Source organism: Sorangium sp. So ce145, assembly GCF_051525985.1.
GTDB classification, from domain to species: Bacteria; Myxococcota_A; Polyangia; order Polyangiales; family Polyangiaceae; genus Sorangium; species Sorangium cellulosum_B.
Window position 1 is genome coordinate 11,396,960 of record NZ_CP150315.1, and the last position, 21,433, is coordinate 11,418,392.

Annotated in this window: 9 protein-coding genes; 5 read left to right on the top strand and 4 right to left on the bottom strand. The window is 73.0% G+C overall.

Translation table 11 applies throughout. The features are described 5' to 3' along the window. Positions 1-6: 6 nt before the first annotated feature. The 4 genes from WMF34_RS42355 to WMF34_RS42370 are packed head-to-tail and all read right to left on the bottom strand — an operon-like array spanning position 7 to position 14,484. Positions 7-2,394, bottom strand: coding sequence for a penicillin acylase family protein (locus WMF34_RS42355; protein WP_437991369.1), 2,388 nt, complete (start codon positions 2,392-2,394; stop codon positions 7-9). After that, a complete protein-coding gene (locus tag WMF34_RS42360; RefSeq protein WP_437991370.1) occupies positions 2,391-4,187 on the bottom strand; it encodes a cyclic peptide export ABC transporter in 1,797 nt (598 codons plus the stop codon). Before WMF34_RS42360 ends, WMF34_RS42355 begins: the two co-directional genes overlap by 4 nt. Further along, on the bottom strand, positions 4,184-9,136 hold the full coding sequence (locus WMF34_RS42365; RefSeq protein ID WP_437991371.1) for a type I polyketide synthase: 4,953 nt from the start codon (positions 9,134-9,136) through the stop codon (positions 4,184-4,186). The genes WMF34_RS42360 and WMF34_RS42365 overlap by 4 nt, the downstream gene beginning before the upstream one ends. Continuing rightward, positions 9,133-14,484 (bottom strand): amino acid adenylation domain-containing protein, encoded by a 5,352-nt coding sequence (locus WMF34_RS42370; protein ID WP_437991372.1) that lies wholly within the window; start codon positions 14,482-14,484, stop codon positions 9,133-9,135. Before WMF34_RS42370 ends, WMF34_RS42365 begins: the two co-directional genes overlap by 4 nt. A 606-nt stretch (positions 14,485-15,090) precedes the next feature. On the opposite strand from WMF34_RS42370, the gene mxcH reads away from it, so the two are divergent. The 5 genes from mxcH to WMF34_RS42395 are packed head-to-tail and all read left to right on the top strand — an operon-like array spanning position 15,091 to position 21,334. Next, entirely contained in the window at positions 15,091-17,727 is a 2,637-nt protein-coding gene (mxcH, locus tag WMF34_RS42375) for a TonB-dependent siderophore myxochelin receptor MxcH (protein ID WP_437991373.1), read from the top strand. Between the two features lie 53 nt (positions 17,728-17,780). Beyond that, a complete protein-coding gene (locus WMF34_RS42380; protein ID WP_012240873.1) occupies positions 17,781-19,064 on the top strand; it encodes a hypothetical protein in 1,284 nt (427 codons plus the stop codon). Positions 19,065-19,112: 48 nt separating this feature from the next. Then, positions 19,113-20,723, top strand: coding sequence for a PepSY-associated TM helix domain-containing protein (locus WMF34_RS42385; RefSeq protein ID WP_437991374.1), 1,611 nt, complete (start codon positions 19,113-19,115; stop codon positions 20,721-20,723). After that, entirely contained in the window at positions 20,716-21,063 is a 348-nt protein-coding gene (locus WMF34_RS42390) for a hypothetical protein (RefSeq protein WP_012240875.1), read from the top strand. The genes WMF34_RS42385 and WMF34_RS42390 overlap by 8 nt, the downstream gene beginning before the upstream one ends. Then, positions 21,056-21,334, top strand: coding sequence for a hypothetical protein (locus WMF34_RS42395; protein WP_437991375.1), 279 nt, complete (start codon positions 21,056-21,058; stop codon positions 21,332-21,334). The genes WMF34_RS42390 and WMF34_RS42395 overlap by 8 nt, the downstream gene beginning before the upstream one ends. Positions 21,335-21,433 lie beyond the last annotated feature (99 nt).

The window sequence follows — 21,433 nt, forward strand, 5'->3', positions numbered from 1 at the left end:
ATGACGTCAGCGTCGCTCGGGAACGAGCGTGATCGTGTGTTCGGCCGGCCCCGCCAGGAGCGGCAGCGGGCGCCCGTCGACCCAGGCGCGCTGCTGATCGCGGTAGTGGGGCGACAGCGGGTCGCCTGACTGGCCTGCTGGCATGTGCAGGATGCCGTCCTGCTCGTGGCCCGGCGAGACGACGAGCCGCTCGCTCGCGGCGACCGTGCGGCTCGAGAGGCGCACGCAGACGCTGCACCCCGGGAGCGGCTCGTCAGGCATGTTGAGGAGCGCGGCGAGCTCCGGGCTCGCGCCGAGCGGGTGCGCGATCCGCACCCGGCTCACCGCGCCCCACTCGAGCTGGTCGAGGGGCCGCCCGCCGTTCTCCTGCTTCACCGCCATCATGGCCTTCTCCAGCGCCCCGAGGACGAACGCGTCCCAGCCGCCCGCCGGCGCAGGCACCAGATCCGCTGAACGCGCCTCGAGGGCGCGCTGGAGGGGCGTGTCGATGTCGGGCGGCGCGAGCGTGAGGTCCGGCTCGGCGGCGCGGCTCGCGCCGAGCCACGCGGCGAACACGTCGTCGGTCAGGACGCGCCGGAACCGCGCCAGGAGCGGCAGCCCGACGCTGGACGCGTCCGCCCGGCCGTCCCACGCGGCCGCCGCGCGCCGCGCCTCGGCGAGCGCCGGCCGCCTCGACACGGCCTCTTCGGTGAGCACGCGCAGCGCGAGGTCGCGGTAGAAGCCGAAGAACTCGGCCCGCGTATCGAGCTGCAGCTGGAACATGTCCGCCTCGGCGACCGGGTGCGTTTCGCGCAGGCGCTCGGTGATGCGGTAGGCGCGGTAGCCGTTCGCGTGGTCGTGAGCGAGCACCGGCGCGCCCTGGGCGAGCGGCATGCGGTGGTTTGCGTTGACGACGAACCCCGACGGCGGATCGACGATGCGCGGCAGCGCGGCGGGGGCCAGGTAGCCGTCCCAGCCGGCGCGCCCGTCCGCCCAGGAGACGCTGACCGAGCCGTCGAACCCGCGGCGCCGGGGCATGCGCCCTGTCACCGTCCACGCCACGCGGCCGTCCCGATCGGCCAAGAGGACGTTGCACCCGGGCCCGCCGGCGGCGCTCATCACGGCGACGGCCTCGTCGACGCTCCGGACCCGATCCATCTCGAGGATCCCGAGGTCGACGCCCTCGGGATCGAGCGCCGTCCAGCGGATCGCGACCGGCGCTCCGAGGAGCGGCCGCGCCGCGACAGGCCCCCAGATCGTCCTGCGGACGGTGACGATCGCGTCGGGCCCGCCGCGGACCTTGATCGTCTCCTGCGCGACGTCGAACCGCTTCCACCCGGAGGGCGTCCGGTACTCGCCCGGGCGCTCGGGCAGGGTCTCGAGCCGGACGAGGTCCATCACGTCGCCGAGGAGGCTGGTCAGCCCCCAGGCGACATGGCGGTTCGTCCCCACGATGACCACGGGCACGCCGGGCAGCACGACGCCCGCGACGTCGCGCTCGCCGTAACGGAGCTCGGCGCGGTACCAGATGTTGGGGACGCCGAGCTCGAGGTGCATGTCGTTGGCGAGGATGGCGCGGCCGTCCCGCGTCCTCTGGCCGGCCACCGCCCAGCCGTTCGAGCCGATCGGCGCCTCGCCGGCGTCCTCGCCGAGCACGCGCTGGCTCGGCGGGCTCGGCAGGCGCTGATTCCGGCGATGCGCCACCAGCGCGCGCAGCTCCTCGGCCGGCAGCGGCGGAGGCGCGGTGTCCTGCGCGCCGAGCAGCGCCCTCGTGTACGGATCGACGCTCTCGAGCAGGAAGGACATCACCCCTCTCGGGAGGCTGTGTGTCAGGACCGTTTGTGTCCGCTCGCTGTCCTCGCTCTCGCTGAGGGCGTTGAACATCCCCAGCACCACGAGGACGCTGTCCTCGGGGCGCCACGGCTCGGGCCGGTAGCCCAGCTTCTGGAACTCGATCGGCAGCGCCTCCGCGCTCCGGAGGTACGCGTTGACGCCCTCGGCGTACGCGTCGAGCGCGGCGCGCTGGCTCGCCGGAAGGCGCGCGAGGATCGCCCTCGCGGCCTGCGGGACGCCGTGCTCGCGCTGCCGGGTATCGGCCTCCAAGAGGCCGCGTCCGAGGATCTCCGCGAGCCGTCCTCCGTTGCTGCGGCGGAGCAGGTCCAGCTGGAACATCCTGTCGCGCGCCGTGATCAGGCCGAGGGCGCGGAGGGCGTCCTGCCGCGAGGCGGCGCTGATCGTGGGGATCCCCAGCCGATCGGACGTGACCGTCACGGGGCCCTCCAGGCCGGGCAACGTCGTCGCGTTGCCGGCGCGCGGCGCCGGGGCTCGGGTCCCGCCCTGGGCGCCCTCCGCGCAGCCGGCGGCCGTCAGCGCGACGAGCGCCGAGAGGAGGAGTGATCGGATGTCCTGCTTCATGCCTCTTGCTCCGTTGCTCTGATCGCCTCGTGGCCGTGGGCGCCGGGCTCCAGCGCGGCCTGCCGCTCGACGGCGAGGCGGTGGACCTGCGCCGATCGAGCGCGACTGCCCTCATCGACACGGGCGCTCGCGCCGTTCTCTCTCGGCGCCGATCGCGGCTCGGCGGCGGTGGCGGGCAGCTGCGACAGGCGGCCGAAGTCGAGCCGCAGGCAGCGATCCGCGAGCGCGAAGTACTGGTCGTCGTGCGTGATGACGAGGGCTGTCTTGCCTCTCGCCCGGAGCTCGGGGAGCAGCTCGGTGTAGAAGAACCTCCGGAACTGCGGGTCCTGATCGGACGCCCACTCGTCGAACACGTAGAACGGCCGGTCCTCGAGGTAGGCGGTGATGAGGGCGAGGCGCTTGCGCTGCCCCTGCGACAGCCCGGTCACGTGGAGCGCGCCCTGCTCGACGCGCACCCGGTGATCGAGCTGCAGCCGCTCGAGGTAGCGCCGGGCGCGCTCGTCGAGGTCGGGGCCGTGCAGGCCGAGCAGGTGCTCGAAGAGGTGGAAGTCCGCGAAGACGACCGAGAAGAGCTGTCGATACCGCTCGCGGCTCGCGTCGTCGACGGCCGCGCCGTCGAGCCGGATCTCGCCGGACTCCGGCGCGTAGAGCCCGAGCAGCAGGAGGGACAGCGTCGTCTTGCCGCTGCCGTTGCCGCCGACGAGGTACACGATCTCGCCGGGCCGGAACGTCAGATCGATGGGCCCGAGCTGGAAGCTGCCCTCTTCCTTCTCGCGGTAATAGCGGTGCGTGACGCCGGCCAGCTCGATGCGCTCCCACGTCGCGCGCGCGCCCTCCGCGCCGGCTCCGCGCTGCGGCGCCTCGGCCTCGGGCGCCAGCGAGAGGCCGAGCTGGCTCGCCTTCTCGAGCGCGATGCTGGCCCGCCCGACGGACGGCATCAGCTCGACGAGCTGAGCGAACGGCGTCATCAGGAACAGCATCGCCAGCACCACGCCGGACCGCGCAGGCGTCGTCAGGCCCGCCCAGGCGGGGAGGGCGAACAGCGCGATCCCGAGGACGGCGTAGAAGAGCAGCGTGCCCCAGCCCATCGCGATGGCGTACTCGGTCGTGCCCGCCACGAACGCCCGCCGGTACGTCGTGACGCTGCCGCCGAGGACATCGGACACGAACGCCCTGCCGCGCCCGCTGTGCATCTTGAGCTCCTTGATCCCGCCCGTGAGCCCGCGGAAGTGCTTGAACAGGGCGTCGCTCGTCTCGCGGGCGCGCGTGAACGCGCGCATCGCGCGCCGCTGGTGCGTCCGGAAGAGCAGGGCGCCGAGCGCCATCGCGCCCAGCACGATCGCCAGGGCCGACCACGCGATCCGCCCGATATAGGCCAGGCAACCGAGGACGGTGGCCAGGTTCACGCACAGGAGGGGCAAGTGGATGTAGGCCTCCGAGATGACGGCCGGATCGTCGTTGAGCGTCGCGAGCAGCCGGTGGGCGCCGAGCTGCTCGATGTGGCGCAGCGGCGCTTCGAGGATGCGCTGGCTGAGCTGCACGCGGAGCTCGGCGATCAGCGCCTGTCCCAGCCGGGTCAGGAGCACCTGGGAGACGGCCCTGCTCAGCACGCCGACGACGGCGAGCCCCGCGAAGGCCCACGCGATCTGCGCCGCGGGGCGGCCCTCCGCGGAGAGCGCCTCATGGACGAGCGCGATGACGCCGGCGGCCGTGAGGCCGCTGATCACGCCGGCGGCGATGGCGAGCAGGAGGGACCGGCGCGACCGGCGCACGAGGAAGCCGAGCACGCTCATTTTCGTTCCTTCGCCTTCGAGCCGCCCGGCTCGCCGTCCGGGCGCGCCGGCGCCTCCGGGCCTCCGGCGCCGGGGAGCCGCCGCGCGGTCCGCGGCAGCGCGACCAGCGCCGGCTCGGGCCTCGGGCCCGCGGGCGCCTGGCCGCGCGCCTCGTGGATGCGCTCCGCGAGCGCGGCCACGGTCGGCCGCTCGAAGAACGCGCGGAGCGGCACCTCCACCTGGAACGCCTCGCGGACGCGGTTGAGGATCTGCAGGGCGAGGAGCGACTCGCCGCCGAGGGCGAAGAAGTCCTTCCTGGGATCGATGGGATCGATGCCGAACGCCCGCGCCCAGATCGCGGTCACCTGCGCTGTGATCGCCTCGGGCGACAGGCCCTCGGCTGCGCTGGCGGCCGCTGCCCCGGCGCGCCGGGGCGGCTCGTGGCTGCGGCCTGCCGCGGCGGCGCCGCCGGCGCCGAGCCGCCGCGCCAGGGCGGCGCCCTCGTCGTCGCTGGGCAGGCCGTGGAGTGGGCGTACCGAGACGATCACCTGCGGCAGCGCCGCCTGGCTCAGGACGCGGTGGAAGACCTGCAGGCCTTCTTCCGGGCTCATCCCGTCGCGGATCACGTCGTCGATCCCGAGCGCGAGGAGGCGCGCCTCGGCGCGGGCCGCCATGCCGACGTTGCGCCACCGATCGAGGTTGACGGAGACCGTGTACGGCCCGGCCCTGCGCGCGCAGGCCTGCGCGTACGCGTCGAGGAACGCGTTGGCGGCCGCGTAGCCTGCGTGGGCGAGGCCGCCGCTCAGCGCGGTGATCGAGGAGCAGAGCAGGACGAAATCCGGCTTGAGGGCGCGGGCGATCTCGTCGATCGCCAGCGCGCCGAGCGCCTTGGGGCTGAGCTCCGCGTCCAGCGTGTCCGCGGTCAGCCGGTCGATGAGCCCGCCGGCGGCGACCCCGGCCGCGTGGATCACGCCGTGCAGGGCGCCGAACCGGTCGATCGCCTCGCGCGCGGCGGCGCGCATCTGCGAGGCGTCGGCGGCGTCGGCGCGCAGCGCGATCACCTCGGCGCCGGCCTTCTCGAGCGCGAGGAGCCGCGCGCGTTGCTCGTCGGTCGGGGCCGAGCGACCCGTGAGGATGAGCCGCGCGCGCGCCGTGCGGGCGAGGTGGTCCGCGAGCCGGAGGCCGATGCCTCCCAGCCCACCCGTGATGAGGTAGACGCCGCGCTCTCGCAGCAAGGGGGGCGCCGCCTGGGCTGGCCTCAGCGCGACGGGCTCGACGGCCGGCGCCCAGCGGTGGTGGCCGCGGTAGACGGCGACGGTGTCGGCGGCGTCGGAGCGCGCCTCCGCGAGGATCCGCTCGACGACGCGATCGGCCTCGGAGGCGTCCGGGACGGGGGCCTCGAGGTCGATCACGCGGCAGCGCAGGTGGGGGTACTCCAGCGGAACGCTCCTGCAGACGCCGAGGAGCGGGGCGTGCTCGGGGCGCAGGGATTCCCGGCCGGTCAGGTCGTGCAGGCCGCTGGCGAGGGCGATTAGGTGGGCGGCTCCGGGCTGCTGGCCGAACGCCCGTGCCAGCCAGAGCAGGCTGGCCGAGCCGCGGCGCTGCGCTTCGCGGAACGCGCCCGGGTCGAGCTGCGCCTCTCGTGTGGCGTCGTGGTGGCCGCGCGGATCGCCGAGGCTGAAGGCGTGCACGACGCGCGTGGGCGGCCCCGCGCTTGCGCCGAGGTCGCGGAGGAGCGCGGCGTAGTCCTCGGGCTGGTCCAGGCGGAGCGTGAAGGAGCGCTCCGCGGCGCGCTCGAAGCGCTCGCCGCTCCGGACACGGGTGACCCGCCGGCCGGCGCGCTCGATCCGCTCGACGAGCCGGGAGCCAATCGCCTCCTCGTCCGTGAAGACGAGCCAGTGCGCCTCGTCGGCGTCCGCCGCGGGTGCGAGCGGTTCCAGGGGGGAGCGCTTCCACGATGGGACGTAGAAAATTCCATCCAGATCGGACGATGCCCGCACCGAGGTTGAGGTCGAACCGACCGAGGTTGAGGTCGAACCGACCGGGGTTGAGGTCGAACCGACCGAGGTTGAGGTCGAATCGACCGAGGTTGAGGTCCCGACCGAGGTTGAGGTCCCGACCGAGGTTGAGGTCCCGACCGAGGTTGAGGTCGAACCGACCGGGGTTGAGGTCGAACCGACCGAGGTTGAGGTCGAACCGACCGAGGTTGAGGTCCCGACCGAGGTTGAGGTCCCGACCGAGGTTGAGGTCCCGACCGAGGTTGAGGTCGAACCGACCGAGGTTGAGGTCGCCCCCCTCCCCTCGGGCCGCTCCAGCCAGTACCGCTTTCGCTCGAACGGGGTCCCCGGCAGCGCGACGCGCCGCCGGCGTCGCCCCGCCTGCAGGCCTGCCCAGTCCACCGCAGCGCCGGCCGCCCAGACCTGCCCGACCGCGTCGAGCAGCGCCGCCCCCGCCGCGCCCTGGTTTGCAGGCTCGCGCCCCATGGGCATCGACGCGAGCGCCAGCGACTCCCCCGCGAGCTGCCGGCTCAGCGCCGTCAGCGTCTGCCCCGGCCCGACCTCCAGAAAGATCCGCTCCGACTGCTCCCGCAGGGCCCGCACGCCATCGGCGAAGCGGACCGTGCTGCGGAGGTGCCGGACCCAGTACGCGGGGTCCTGCGCCTCGGCCGCGGTGATCCAGCTCCCGCTGACGTTCGAGACCCACGGGATGCGCGGCGTCCTCAGCGTGACCCTGCCCACCGCCTCACGGAACGCCGCGAGGGCGCCGTCCATCAGGTGCGAGTGGAAGGCGCGCGCCGTGCGCAGCCGGCGCGCCTCGATCCCCCGGCCCGCGAGCTCCTGCTCGACCCGCTGGATCGCCGCAGCCCTCCCGGACAGCACGCACTGCCGCGGCCCGTTGACGGCGGCCAGCGCGACCTCGTCGCCGAGCCAGCCCGCGACCTCCGCCTCGGCCGCGGACACCGCGAGCATCGCCCCGTCCGGCGTCGCCTCCATCAGCCGCCCCCGCGCCGCCACCAGCGCCACGGCGTCCTCGAGCGACAGGCACCCCGCGAGGCAGGCGGCCACGTACTCGCCCACGCTGTGCCCCAGCATCGCGTCGGGCGTCACGCCCCACGCCATCCACAGCTTGGCGAGCGCGTACTCCACGACGAACAGCGCCGGCTGCGTCATCGACGTCCGATCGAGCCGCCTCGCCGCGTCCTCGACGTCCGCGGGCGCCGGGAACAGCAGCGCCCGCAGGTCGGCGCCCAGGTGGCGCTGGAGCAGCGCAGCGCAGGCGTCGACCTCAGCCCGGAACACGGGCTCGGTCTCGTAGAGATCGCGTCCCATGTTGGGCCGCTGGGTGCCTTGCCCGGGGAACAGGAACGCGACCGGCCGCGGCCCCGTCACCGGCCCGCCGGTGCGCACCGCGTCGCTGCGATCGCGCAGCGCGCGTGCCCCCTCCTCCCGCGAGCGGCACACCACCGCGCGGCGGTGATCGAACGCCCGGCGCCCGAACTGCTGCGTGAACGCCACGTCGCCGAGCTCGAGGTCGGCGCGGGTCTCCAGGTGCTCCGCCAGCGCGTCGGTCAGGCGCTCGAGCGACGCGCTCGACCGGGCCGACAGCACGAGCAGCTCGCACGGCCTGGGCGGGTCTGCCTCCGGCGGGGGCGGCGCCTCCTCGAGGACGACGTGCGCGTTCGTGCCGCCGATGCCGAAGGAGCTCACGCCGGCGCGGCGCGGCGCGCCGGGGGTCGACCACGCCTCGAGCTCGCCGGCCACGCGGAAGGGGCTGTTCTCGAGGTCGAGCGCCGGGTTCGGCGCGCGGAAGTGCAGGCTCGGCGGGATGTTCCCGTGGGCCACGGCGAGCGCCGCCTTGATCAGCCCGGTCACGCCCGCGGCCGCGTCCAGGTGCCCGACGTTGGTCTTCACCGAGCCGATCGCGCAGAAGCCCTTCCGGTCGGTCGTCGCGCGGAACACCTGGGTCAGCGCGGCGATCTCGATCGGATCGCCGAGCGGCGTCCCGGTGCCGTGCGCCTCCACGTACGTGATGGAGCCCGCGTCCACGCCCGCGGCCGCGTGCGCCGCGCGGATCGCGCGCGCCTGGCCGTCGACGCGCGGCGCGGTGTACCCGACCTTGGCCCGGCCGTCGTTGTTGATGGCCGATCCCTTGATGACCGCGATGATCGCGTCCCGATCCGCGATGGCGTCGTCGAGCCGCTTCAGGAGGACCACGCCGACGCCGCTGCCGCCGACGGTGCCGCGGGCGCCCGCGTCGAACGCGCGGCAGTGCCCGTCGGGCGACGCGATCGCGCCTTCCTGGTAGAGGTACCCGCTCTTCTGCGGGACGCTCACGGAGGCGCCGCCCGCCAGCGCCAGATCGCACTCGCCGCCGAGCAGCCCCTGGCAGGCCAGGTGCACGGCGACGAGCGACGTGGAGCACGCCGTCTGCACGGCGATGCTCGGCCCTTCCAGGTTCAGCTTGTACGACACGCGGGTCGTGAGGAAGTCCTTGTCGAGCGCGAGGAGCGCCGCGACGTCCGCCGCCGATTGCAGGCGCGGCCCGTCGGGGAAGAGGTGGGCCAGGTACCCGCTCAGGCTCGATCCGGCGTACACGCCGACAGGGCCGCCCGCGCGCTCGGGGTCGATCCCGGCGCTCTCGAACGCCTCCCACGCGCACTCCAGGAACAGCCGGTGCTGCGGATCCAGCGCCGCGGCCTCGCGCGGCGTGAACCCGAAGAGCTCCGCGTCGAACAGCTCGATGTCGTCGAGCACCCCGCGCGCCCGCACGTACTCGGGCCGCGCGATCAGCGCGGGGTCCACGCCCGCGCCGAGGAGCTCCTCGTCGGTGAAGATCGAGACGGACTCGACGCCCGCGCAGAGGTTTCGCCAGAACGTCGCCACGTCCGGCGCGCCAGGGAAGCGCCCGGCCATGCCGATGATCGCGATGTCCAGGCCCGGGCGGGGCTCGCCGCTGGTCGGTGTGGTCATTTCTTGGTCTCCAGTCCGCCGCGCCGGCGCGCGAAGATCTCTCCGCGCCGCTGCTGCGCGGCCCTCGCCCGCTCGCCCTCCGTCGCTCCGCCCTGCGGCGCCGTCTCGGCGCTGGGATCCCGGCTCAACGCCGCCGCGAGCGAGGCGATGGTCGGGTGCTGGAACAGGACAAGCAGCCGCAGATCACGGTCCACCGTGTCGCGCAGCCGGCTGTGGACCTTGGCCAGCGAGAGCGAGTGTCCGCCCAGATCGAAGAAGTTGTCGTGAATGCCGACCTGCGGGACCGACAGCACCTCTCGCCAGAGCGCCGCGATGGTGCGCTCGAGGTCGGTTCGCGGCGGCGTCACGGCCCTGGCGGGCGCGTCGAGCTGCTCGGGGGCGGGGAGGGCGCGGCGGTCGACCTTGCCGTTGGGCGACAGCGGCAGCCGCTCGAGCACGAGGATCGGCGCTGGCACCATGTAGGCCGGGAGCGCCTCGGCGAGCCAGGCGCGCAGCGCTTCGGGCTCCAGCGCCGCGCCGTCGCGGCCGGCGACGTAGGCGACGAGGCGCTTTCCGCCGTGGGCCTCGTCGCGGGCGAGGACGACGGCCTCGCCGACGCCGGGGTGCTGGAGCAGGCGCGCCTCGATCTCGCCGAGCTCGACGCGCAGGCCGCGGATCTTGACCTGGAAGTCGAGGCGGCCGAGGAACTCGATGGCTCCGTCGGGGCGATGGCGCGCCAGATCGCCAGTCCGGTACAGGCGCCCTCCCGGGGCGGAGCCGAACGGATCGGGCACGAAGCGCTCCGCTGTCAGGTCGGGCCGCCGGTGATAGCCGCGGGCGAGGCCGACGCCGCCGATGTGGAGCTCGCCGGCGACGCCGGCGGGCACGGGCTGGCCGTGGCGGTCGAGCAGGTAAATCTGCGTGTTGGCGATCGGGTACCCGATGGGCACCGAGGCGGAGGTGTCCCCTCGCTGGCAGGCCCAGTACGTCACATCGATGGACGCCTCGGTGGGCCCGTAGAGGTTGTGGATCTCGGCGTCCGGCAGCCGCTCGAAGCACCGCCGCGCGAGCTCCGCCGGCAGCGCCTCGCCGCTGCAGATGATCCTGCGCAGCGACGGGCACGAGGCCGCGCCCGGCGTCTCCAGGAAGGCCTGGAGCATGGGCGGGACGAAGTGCAGCGTGGTGACGCCGTTCCGCGTGATCAGCTCGACGAGCCGCTCGCCGTCGCGGTGATCGCCGGGCTTCGCGACGACGAGGCCGGCGCCGGTGATCAAGGGCCAGAAGAGCTCCCAGACCGAGACATCGAAGCTGAAGGGCGTCTTCTGCAACACCCGATCTTGCGGGGTGAGGCCGTAACGCTCCTGCATCCAGTGCAGGCGGTTGAGCAGGCCCCGGTGGCTGTTGCCGGCGCCCTTGGGCCTGCCGGTCGAGCCCGAGGTGTAGATGGTATAAGCGAGGTTGTCCGGCGACAGCGGGGTCGCGAGGTTGCCAGTCGGCTCGCTGTCGATCTCGGCGCGATCCGCGTCCAGGCACAGCACCTGGGCGCGGTGGGGCGGCAGGCGCGAGGCCACGGGCCGCTGGCTCAGCAGGACCGGCGCTCCCGCGTCCTCGAGCATGAACGCGATGCGGTCCGCGGGATACTCCGGGTCGATCGGCACGTAGGCGCCGCCGGCCTTGAGGATGCCGAGCAGCCCGACGACCAGCTCGACGGAGCGCTCTGCGGCGACGGCCACGAGCACGTCCGGCCCCACGCCGCGCTTCCTGAGCGCGTGAGCCACCTGGTTGGCGCGCTCGTCGAGCTCTCGATAGCTCAGCCGCTCCTCATCGAAGATCACCGCCACGGCGTCCGGCGCCCGCTCCACCTGCGCCTCGAAGAGCTCGTGGACGCGCCGCTCGTCCGGAGTCGCGCGCTCGGTCGCGTTCCAGCCGGCGAGGACCTGCCTTCGTTCGGCCGCATCCATCATCGGCAGATCGGCCAGCCGGATCTCCGGCGTGGCGACGAAGCCCTCGAGGAGGGCGAGCAGGTGCCGTGTCATCCGCGCGACCGTCGCGCCGTCGAAGAGATCGGTGTTGTATTCCCAGGCGCCGCGCGCTCCCTGGCCGTCGGGGACCAGGTTGAGCGCCAGATCGAACTGGGCCGTCCCCGTGTCCACCCGCTGCGCGCCGATCGAGAGGCCGGGGATCTCCGGCGCCTTCTCGGGCGCGGGATCCATGGTGATCATCACGTTGAACAGGGGCGTGTGGCTGAGGTTCCGCTCGAGGGACAGCGCCTCGAGGACGCGCTCGAACGGCACCTCCTGGTGCGCCTGCCCCTCGAGGACCGCCGCGCGGACGCGGGCGAGGAGCTCGGTGACGCTGGGATTCCCCGAGAGGTCGACGCGCAGCGCCAGCGTGTTGAGCAGGCACCCGACGACGCCCTCCAGCGCCGCCCGCGGCCGCGCGGTCACCGGCGTCCCGATGCACACATCACTCTGGCCCGTGTACCGGTGCAGCAGCGAGAAGAGCCCCGCCGCCACGATCGTGAACAGCGTGGCGCCCGTCCGCCGCCCGAGCGCGCTCAGCCGCGCCACGAGCTCCGGCGGCAGCGCGAGCTCCTCGCGCGCCCCTGCGTAGGTCTGGACCGCGGGCCGCGGCCGATCGGTGGGGAGCTCGAGGGGAGGCACGGGCCCCTTCAGCCGGTCGCGCCAGTACGAGAGCTCCCGTTCGCGCGCCGCCGTCTGTTCGTTCCGGCGCTGCCACAGCGCGTGATCCGCCTGCTGCAGCGCGAGCGGCGCGAGCGCCGGGGGCCGCCCCGCGGCGAACGCGCCGTAGAGCAGCGAGAGCTCCCGCAGGAGCACGTTCATCGACCAGCCGTCCGCGATGAGGTGATGGCAAGTGACCGAGAGCACGTGCTCTCGCTCGCTCGTGCGGAGGAGCGTCCAGCGCACGGGCGGCGCCTCGGCGAGGTCGAACGCGCGCCGCGCCTCGTCGCGCAGGCGCGCTTGCAGGGCGGACTCCCGCGCTTCCTCTGCAAGAGCGCTCATGTCCTCCAGCGGCAGCGCGACCGGCGCGGGCTGTGCGATCCGCTGGACGGGCCTCCCATCGACGGCGGGAAAGCTCGTGCGCAGGGCCTCGTGGCGGGCCGCGAGCGCCGTCACCGCCTCCTCGAGCGCCCCCGCATCGAGGGCCCCGGTGAGCCGCACGGCCGCCGCGATGTGATAGACCGGCGCCCCCGCGACCAGCTGCTCCAGGAACCAGAGGCGCTCCTGCACGAGGGACAGCGGCAGCCGCTCCGGCCGCTCCACCGGCGTGAGCGCCGCGGGGCCGCCCATCGATCCGCCCGTCGATCCGCCCGTCGACGCGCCGGCCTGCCTCGCCTCGATCCAGGCCGCGAGCGCCGCGACCGTCGTCGACTCGAAGAGCTGCGCCGGCCCCACGTCGACGCCGAGCGCCTCGCTCACCCGGCCGCTCACCTGCATGGCCCGCAGCGAATCGCCGCCCAGGCTCAGGAACTCCTCGCTCCGGCCGACCCGCCCGCGCCCCAGCACCTCGGCCCAGATGCCTGCCAGCGTGCTCTCCAGCGCCGTCTGCGGCGGCTCCGCGCTCTCGGCCTCCACGCGCGCGCCGGCCGCCGACTGCCACACGGCGTCCAGGGAGCCGTCCAGGAACCGGGCGCGGCACGCCCTCCGCTGCACCTTGCCGCTCGTGGTCCGAGGCAGGCTCCCCGGCTTGATGAGCACGACCGCGTGGACCGCGACCTCGTGCCGGTCGGCCACGGCGCGCTCGATCGCCGCCCCGAGCTCCGCCGGCTCCGACGTGGGCGCGCGCCGCCCGAGCTCCTGGACGATGACGATGCGCTCCTCGCCGTCGACGTCCACCGAGAACGCCGCGCCGCCGCCGGCGCGGAGGCCCGGGTGGCTCTCCTCCGAGGTGAGCTCGATGTCCTGCGGGTAGAGGTTGCGCCCGCGGACGATGATCAGGTCCTTGAGCCGGCCCGTCACATACAGCTCGCCGCGCGAGGAGAACCCGAGATCGCCGGTCCGCAGGAACGGCCCTTCTCCCGTGGAGAGCCGGGCCTCGAACGTCAGCGCCGTCTCCTCCGGCCGCTCCCAGTAGCCCTGGGCCACGCTCGCTCCGGCGACCCAGATCTCCCCGACGCGCTCGTCCTTGCAGGGCCTCAGCGTCTCTGGATCGACGATCCGCACCTCGTCGCCCGCGGGTGATCCCCCGCAGCCCACGAGGGAGACGCCGTCCTCTGGCCTTCGCGGCTCGAACACCGCGTGTCCCTGGGCCAGACCCGCGCGGTCGACGGCGCGCACGACGGGCGGCGCGCCGGCCGCTCCGCCGGTCACGAGCAGCGTCGCCTCGGCCAGCCCGTAGCAGGGATAGAACGCGTCGCGCCGGAACCCCGCGGGCGCGAACGCCTCGGCGAAGCGGTCGAGCGTCGCCGCCCGGATCGGCTCGGCCCCGTTGAACGCCACCTGCCATGAGCCGAGGTCGAGCCCTTCCCGCTGCTCCGGGGGGATCTTCCGGAGGCACAGCTCGTAGGCGAAGTTCGGCCCGCCGCTCGTCGTGGCCCGGTAGCGCGAGATCGCCTCCAGCCAGCGCCGCGGCCTCATCAGGAAGTGCTCGGGCGCGAGCTGGATGCACGGCACGCCCACGTAGAGCGGCTGGAGGATGTTGCCGATGAGCCCCATGTCGTGGTGCGGCGGCAGCCACCCGACGATCACGCTCTCCTCGGTGTGCGCGAACGCTCGCTGGATCATGAGCTCGTTGCGCAGCAGGTTGCCGTGCGTGAGCACCACGCCCTTGGGCGTCCCGGTCGAGCCCGACGTGTACTGGAGGAACGCCACGGTCTCGGCGGTCACGCGCGGCGCTCGCCACGCGTCTTCCTGGCCGTCCCGGATCGTGTCGACGGCCATGCAGCGCAGGTGGCTCAGCTCGGCGAAGCTCGGGTCGTCGCGGAGCATCGTCACCGCGCCGAGGAACGCCTCGGTGGTGAGCACGACGCTCGGCCGGCAGTCGCGCACGATGGCCAGCACGCGCATCAGCCCGCTCTTGCGCTGCGGCAGCGGGACGGGCACCGCGACGAGCCCCGCGTAAAGGCAGCCGAAGAAGGCAGCGATGAAGTCGAGCCCCGGCGGCACCAGCAGGAGCGCGCGGTCACCCGCCCGCGCGCCGGCCTGGAGCTCCGCCGCGAGCGCGCGCGCCCGCCGATCGAGCTCGCCGTACGCCATCGAGCGGGCGTCCGCCTCCCCGTCGACCAGGAAGGTGTAGCCCTGCCCCGACGGGCGCTGCTCCGCGCGACGCCGGAGCAGCGCGACCAGCGTCGCAGGCTCGCCCGCGCCGCGATCGCTGATCGCACGCCCAGAGGATCGGTTCGACTCCATCGCCACCTCAGCTCCCGACGAAGAAAGCCCGACAAAAAAGAGGTCCCGCTCACCAGGCTCTGGGCTCCGAGCCTGATGACGCAAAGCGTTGTGAGCGAAGGCGCCGGACAGCTCCCTCGGCGACCGCGTCACGCGCCTGTTGTTGCAATGTTGAAAATGAAAATGATGATCAACTTCTGAACGACGGTTCTATGGAATACAGATCCGAGTGCTGTCAAGGCAAAAACCGACACTGGTCCGCGAGGATGCGCGACGAGGGCGAGCGGAGCGGCGGGACGGGGGGCTGGGGGCGCTGAGGGAGGTCTGGCGGGGCGTGGCCGGAGGGGGGGAGCGGTCCGGTCAGCGAGGTGCTCCAGGTCCACGCTCGGGGGGACCAGGGCGCGGTTCAGAGGCGCGCGGACAATCCATCAAAGCTGGAATCTTGGGTTCTGGACGATGCGACCCATCGACGAATGAAATTGAATTCTGTTTTCATCTTGGGTACCGGAAGTTCCGGACATGTTTGTCAGTTCGGTTCCCCCGTCGCCGCGTCCCGACCCGCGGGCCGGGTCCAAGGTGGACGCGGCTGCGCGAGGTGCTCTCGCGCTTCGAGGCCCGCTTGCAGGCGTGTTGACCTTCCTGCTGCTTGGCCTGCAGACACCAGCGCACGCGCAGGACGAAGGCATGCCCGAGCGCGCCGCGGGGGACCGGGGGCCGACCGCGAGCGCGCCTGTCGCTGGCTCGCCGGGCCTCGATCGCTCACCGACCGGCGCGGGAGGCCCCCGGATCGAGCCGCCGCAGCTCCTCGAGCGCGCCGAGGCCGAGTACCCGAAGGCGGCCCGAGCGGCACGACGGGAGGGCACGGTCGAGCTGAAGCTCCTGATCGACGCGGCGGGGCGCGTGACCGAGGCCGAGGTCACGCGCCCGCTGGGCGACGGCTTCGACGAGGCCGCCCGCGCGGCGGCGCTCCGCTCCCGCTTCACGCCGGCGCGCCGGGACGGCACGCCGATCGCTGCACGGATCCTCTACGGCTACGAGTTCCGGCTCCCCGAGGAGCCCCCGGCCGAGCCCACCTCCCCGGCGACGGGTGGAAGCGCGGTCGCGGCCACGGGCGCGGCGGCGACCACGCCCCCGCCGGCCAAGAGGTCTGACCAGGCCAACAACGCAGCTCCTCCGCCGGCGAAGGGGCCCGACCCGGCGAACGACGCAGCGCCTGCCGAGGTGACCGTGCGCGGCGCCGCGATGGCCGAGCGCCTCCGGCAGTCCGCGCAGGCGATCACGGTCATCGAGACCGAGGAGGCGCAGCGCAGGACCGCCGACATGGGCGAGGTGCTCGCCCGCACCCAGGGCGTCGGCGTGCGGAAGAGCGCGGGGCTCGGCTCCTGGGCGCGCTTCTCGCTGAACGGCCTGACGGACGAACAGATCCGCTTCTTCGTCGACGGCGTGCCGCTCGATCTCGCGGGGTACCCGTTCGGCGTCTCGAACGTGCCCGTGAACCTGGTCGAGCGCGTCGAGATCTACCGCGGCGTGGTCCCGGTGCGCTTCGGCGCCGACGCGCTGGGCGGGGCCGTCAACCTGGTCACGAATCGGGACGTCCGCGGCACCCATGGCGCGGCGTCCTACGAGGTCGGCTCGTACGACACCCACCGGCTCACGCTCTCGGCGCGGCACCTGCACGAGCCGAGCGGCTTCTTCACCCGCGTGAGCGGCTTCTTCGACTACGCGAAGAACGACTATCCGGTGGATGTCCGGGTGGTGGACTTCAAGACCGGGCGCAAAGACTCCGAGTTCACCCGCGTCCGCCGCTTCCACGACGCCTACCGGGCGGCGGGCGGGAGCGCCGAGGTCGGCTTCGTGAATCGGCCCTGGGCGCGGCGGCTGCTCCTGCGCGCCTTCGTCACCGATTACGACAAGGAGCATCAGCACAAGTTCGGCGTCATGGAGACGCCTTATGGCGAGGTCACGAACGGCGAGACGGCGCCGGGGGCGACGCTCCAGTACGAGCAAGGGCTCGGCCGCGGCGTCGCGCTCGAAGCGCTCGTGGGGTACACGTACGGGCGCGCCACCTTCCTCGATGTCAGCGAGTGCAATTACGACTGGTTCGGTCGTTGCCGCAGCAAGCGCCCCAATCCAGGCGAGGACGAGACGTCCCCCCGGGATCGGGTGTTCCGGGAGCACAGCGGCCTGGGCCGCCTGAGCCTCCGCTACCGGCCTCACCCGGAGCACGCGCTGCAGCTCTCCGTGTCTCCCACGTTCATCACGCGCACGGCCGAAGAGCGCAGGCTGGACAATGACGCCCGCGAGCAGCTCAGGGGCGCGCACAGCCTGTTCACCTGGGTGCACGGCGTCGAGCATCAGCTCAACCTGTTCGACGATCGCCTGGAGAACAGCCTCTTCGTGAAGGACTACGTGCAGCTGCTCCGCATGAAGGGGCGCCTCCCGGGGCTCCACGGTTTCTTCGAGCAGCGGGAGCGCGACACCCATCGCCTCGGCTTCGGCGACGGGCTCCGCTATCGCTTCGCGGAGTGGCTCTACGCCAAGGCGTCGTACGAGTGGACGACGCGGCTCCCGCGGCCCGTCGAGGTGTTCGGCGACGGGGCGATGATCGTCGCCAACCTCGCGCTCAAACCCGAGACGAGCCACAACGGAAACGTCGGCTTCACGATCGACGCGCGCGACACCGCGTCGGGCGCGTGGCGGCTCGACGCGAACGGCTTCGTCCGCGCGGTCGAGCGGCTCATCGTGCTGAACAACCGCACGGACTCCATCCAGTACATCCATGTCTCGGGGGCACGGTCGCTGGGCATCGAGGCCGCCGCCGGCTGGACGTCGCCGGGGGAGCACCTCGCCCTCGACGGCAACATCACCTACGACGATTTTCGCAAGACGTCCGACGAAGGGAACTTCGCTGGCTCCAAGGGCCAACGGATGCCGAACCGGCCGTGGCTCTTCGCCAACGGTTCGGCGCGCGTGCAGCTCCAGGAGGTCGTCGCGCCGCGCGACGCGATCTCGCTCACCTGGGATACGCGCTACGTGCACGAGTTCTACCTCGGCTTCGAGAACTGGGGGCAGCTCGACTCCAAGGCCAAGGTGGACTCGCAGCTCCTGCACTCGCTCGCGCTCACCTATGTCGCGCGCGACGAGCCGCGCACGGTGAGCTTCACCATCGAGGCTCACAACCTCACCAACGAGCGGGCCTCCGATTTCTACGGTGTCCAGCGACCCGGGCGGACGCTGTTCTCCAAGGCGACGCTGGAGATGTGATGACGACGATGTCGAGGTGAGCCGCCTCGCTCGCACGACAGAAGGAGACGCAGATGAGTGTGATTGAGCGGAAGCAGCGGTCATCGAACCGAACGGGCGCGACGGCCTTTGCGCTCGCGCTCTTGACCGGCGTGCTCGGCAGCGGCTGCGGCGACGACGGGACGTCGAACCCCGCCGGTCAGAGCGGCGGCGCCGGGCAGGGCGGTGGTGGCGGCGGGCAGGACGGCGGCGACGCGTTCATCGTCGCCACGCGCGTCTGGGACGACACCGCGACCAACTCCTACTTTCACGTGCTGCCGTCGATCGAGCCAGGCACGGAGGTCGACCCGTCCCAGGCGCTCGAGATCCCCGGATCGGCGCGGCTGTTCGCGTTCGGGGGGCTGGGCTGGTTCGGCATCGGTGAGGCCGAGGCGCCGACGATCTCGCGTTACACGCTCGATGGTTCCAACAAGCTGGTCAAGGGAGACTCGATCAGCTTCCAGCCCTTCGGCGTGCAGTCCCTCTGGCCCACGAATTACATCATCTCGTCGACGAAGGTCTATCATCCGGATCGCGCGGGCGAGCAGATCGTCGTGTGGAACCCCACGACGATGGAGGTGGAAGGGACGATCCCGCTGCCGGACACGCACCGCGAGGGCTACCTGGCGCTGTACGCGTACGGGTCTGTTCTGCGCGGCAAGACGCTGCTCATCTCGGTGGGGTGGTTCGACTGGAAGACGACCGACACCATTCTTCCGGAGACCGGGCTCATCGCGATCGACACCGAGACGGACACCGTCGTGCGGTTCGACGTCGACGACCGGTGCGGCGGGATCACGCAGCCCGTCGAGACGGCCTCTGGCGACGCCTACTTCGTGAGCTCGGCGCTCGCGGGGGCGGCCTATCACCTCGATCGTCTGGAGTCCGAGCCCTGCGCGCTGCGCATCCTGAAGGACGCGGACGCCTTCGATCCGGACTTCCATCTGCTCCTGAGCGAGCTTTCGGACGGCGCGATCATGGGCGATCCCATCCCTGCGGGCGGGGACGGCCTCTTCCTCCGGGTGTTCGAACCGGATCTCGCCACGATCGAGGAGGAGACCAAGACGTCGGGCGTCACGAGCCAGCCGGCGTGGCACTGGTGGCGGTGGGACACCGCGACGAACGAGGCCGCGGCGATCGGGGAGCTGGCCCCCTCGCCGGCGAACGTCTCCTTCTTCGAGGTCGACGGCCGGGTCTTCACGATCGATGAGGGGAGCGGCTCCACGGAGAGCACGCTGATCGAGCTCACGGCCGAGGGGGGCCCGAAGCTCGGCCTGAAGACGCCGGGGTACCTGCACGGGCTGGCGAAGGTGAGATAGATTCGCGCGGCGCGCGGCGCTCCGCGCGAGGGGACAGGGTGACTCGCGATGGCCAAGAAGCTCTCCCGCCATGCCTTCACGACCTTCTGGAGCGTGCACGCATGGGCAGGCGTGATAGGTGGGCTCTTGCTCTACGTGATGTTCCTGTCCGGGGGAATCACGCTCTTCCGCAGGCAGCTCGCGGTGTGGGAGGAGCCCCTGACCCAGCAGCGCTCCTCCGTCGAGCAGGTGGGGCTCCAGGCCACGCTCGATGAGGGGCTCGCCGCCGCGGGGACGACGCCGGAGGAGCTCTGGTTCGACGTGCCGGAAGGTGGGCTGGGCGCCGCGCGGCTGCTCTACTACTCGCAGGGCGAGGCGGTCACGGCGTGGGTCCACGAGGGGCTCGTGCCCGAGCGAGAGCGGCTGTCCGACTTCCTCTACGACCTGCACTACCTCTGGCACCGAGCGACCGGAGTGTGGCTGTTCTACGTGGCCGGCCTCCTCTGCGTCGCGCTCCTGCTCGCGCTGGCGACCGGCGTGCTCATCCACCTGAAGGACATCGTCCGGCAGTTTCATCAGTTCCGGCCGGACAAGACGCGCCGTGTCCTGTGGTCGGACATGCACAAGGTGCTTGGCGTGATAGGCCTTCCGTTTCAGCTCCTGTACGCATACACCGGCGCGTTCATCGTGTTCCTGGGGGTGCTCGTCGGGGTGTTCACGGGCCCCGTGTTCGGCGGCGACGCCGCGCGGGCGGACCTCTCGGCCTGGGGGGCGTCCTTCGCGGACGAGCCGGCGCGGGGGACGCCCGCTCGCGGCCTGACGCTGGACGAGCTCATGGCCCGCGCCCGCGCCGCGGAGCCCCGGCTCGTGCCCGAGAGATTGCGTATCTCGCACCTCGGCCTCGATAGCGGGACCGTCGATATCCGCGGCTCGCTCGAGGGCGCCCCGTTCACGCGTGGCAGCGTGCGCATGCGGCTGCGGGCGATCGACGGCGCGGTCCTCTCGCTCGACGCGCCCGGCGCCGAGGGCGCGCGCAGCGACGCATTTCGCTGGATCTACGGCCTCCATTACGCTGATTTCGGCGGCGCCACGCTTCGTATCCTGTTCTTCGTGCTCGCCCTGGCGACGTGCGCCACGATCCTCACCGGCAACTGGATCTGGCTCGCTCGACGGGAGGCGCGGCAAGAGCGCCTCGGCAACCGCCTCCTCGCGCGGCTCACCGTGGGCTTCGGCGCGGGGACCGTCGTCGCGACCGCTGCGCTGTTCCTGGTGAGCCGGGCGTTTCCGTTCGACTGGGGCGGCCGCGGGGCGGCCGAGGAAATGACGTTCCTGGGGGTGCTCGTGCTCTGCATCGCCTGGGCGCTCGCCGCGCGTGACGGCGGGCGCCTCTGGTCGCGGCAGCTCGGGCTCGCCGGGCTCTTGCTGCTGCCGGTCCCCGCGCTCGCGGCGCGCTGGTCGGGGGCGGGGCTCTTCGGCGCGGGGCCGAAGCTCGGAGCCGTCGTCGCCGTCGACGTCGCGCTCCTGCTGGCGGCCGCGGCGCTCTGCGCCTCGGCCTGGGCGCTCCGCCGGGCGACCTCGCGACCCGAGGCGCGGCTCCTGATGGCGCGGCGCGCGCCGCCTTCGTTGGCTCACGGCGGGGCAGGGCTCGTGGCCCGGCGGCAGACGGCGTCCCATGGTTGAGACCGCGTCGGTCCTCTCGGCGTACCTCGCCTTCGCGCTGCTCCACGGGGCGCGGCCCGAGCGCCTGCCGTTCGGCGTCGCGGCGCGGCTGCGTGCGAGGCGCGGATGGCGCGCCTCGGCCCGGGTCCTCTCCATTGTCGTCTTCTCGCTGTCGGTGTGGCTGTGGAGCCGGGCCGAGGCCGGCGCGGCGGCGCTCCTCGTCCCCTTCGCGGCGCTCCTCTGCGCCGCGAGCGCGTTCGTCCTGCTCGCGCCGGTCTGGCCGCGCGCCGTCTGGGGCCTCGCCCTCCTGTGTCCGCCGGCCATCGCCGCGCTCTCGCTCCTCGGAGCGCGCCATGGCTAGCCACCGCCTCGCCCGGCTCGACGCCGCGCTGCGCGTGCTCGCGGCGCTCGTCGGGACCCTGCCGCTCGCCGTCTTGACGAGCGTGTGCCTCGCGCGATTCGCGCCGCTCGCGGAGAGCACGCGGTCCGCGCTCGGCTTTTCGCTCGTGGTACCGCTCTGGCTCGCGGCGATGTGCTTCGCCTTCCTGGCCCGCAGCGCGGCCCGCGCGTGGGGGGTCTGCGCGGCGCTCGGCGCCGTGTTGCTCGCCCTGGCCTACGTGGTGCCGCAATGACGGGCGCGCGGTCCTGGCGACCGGCGCTGGCCCGGCGCCTTCCGCGCTCCTCGTCCGTTCGACGGTGATCGGCCGATCCGAGCGCTCACGGACGAGCAT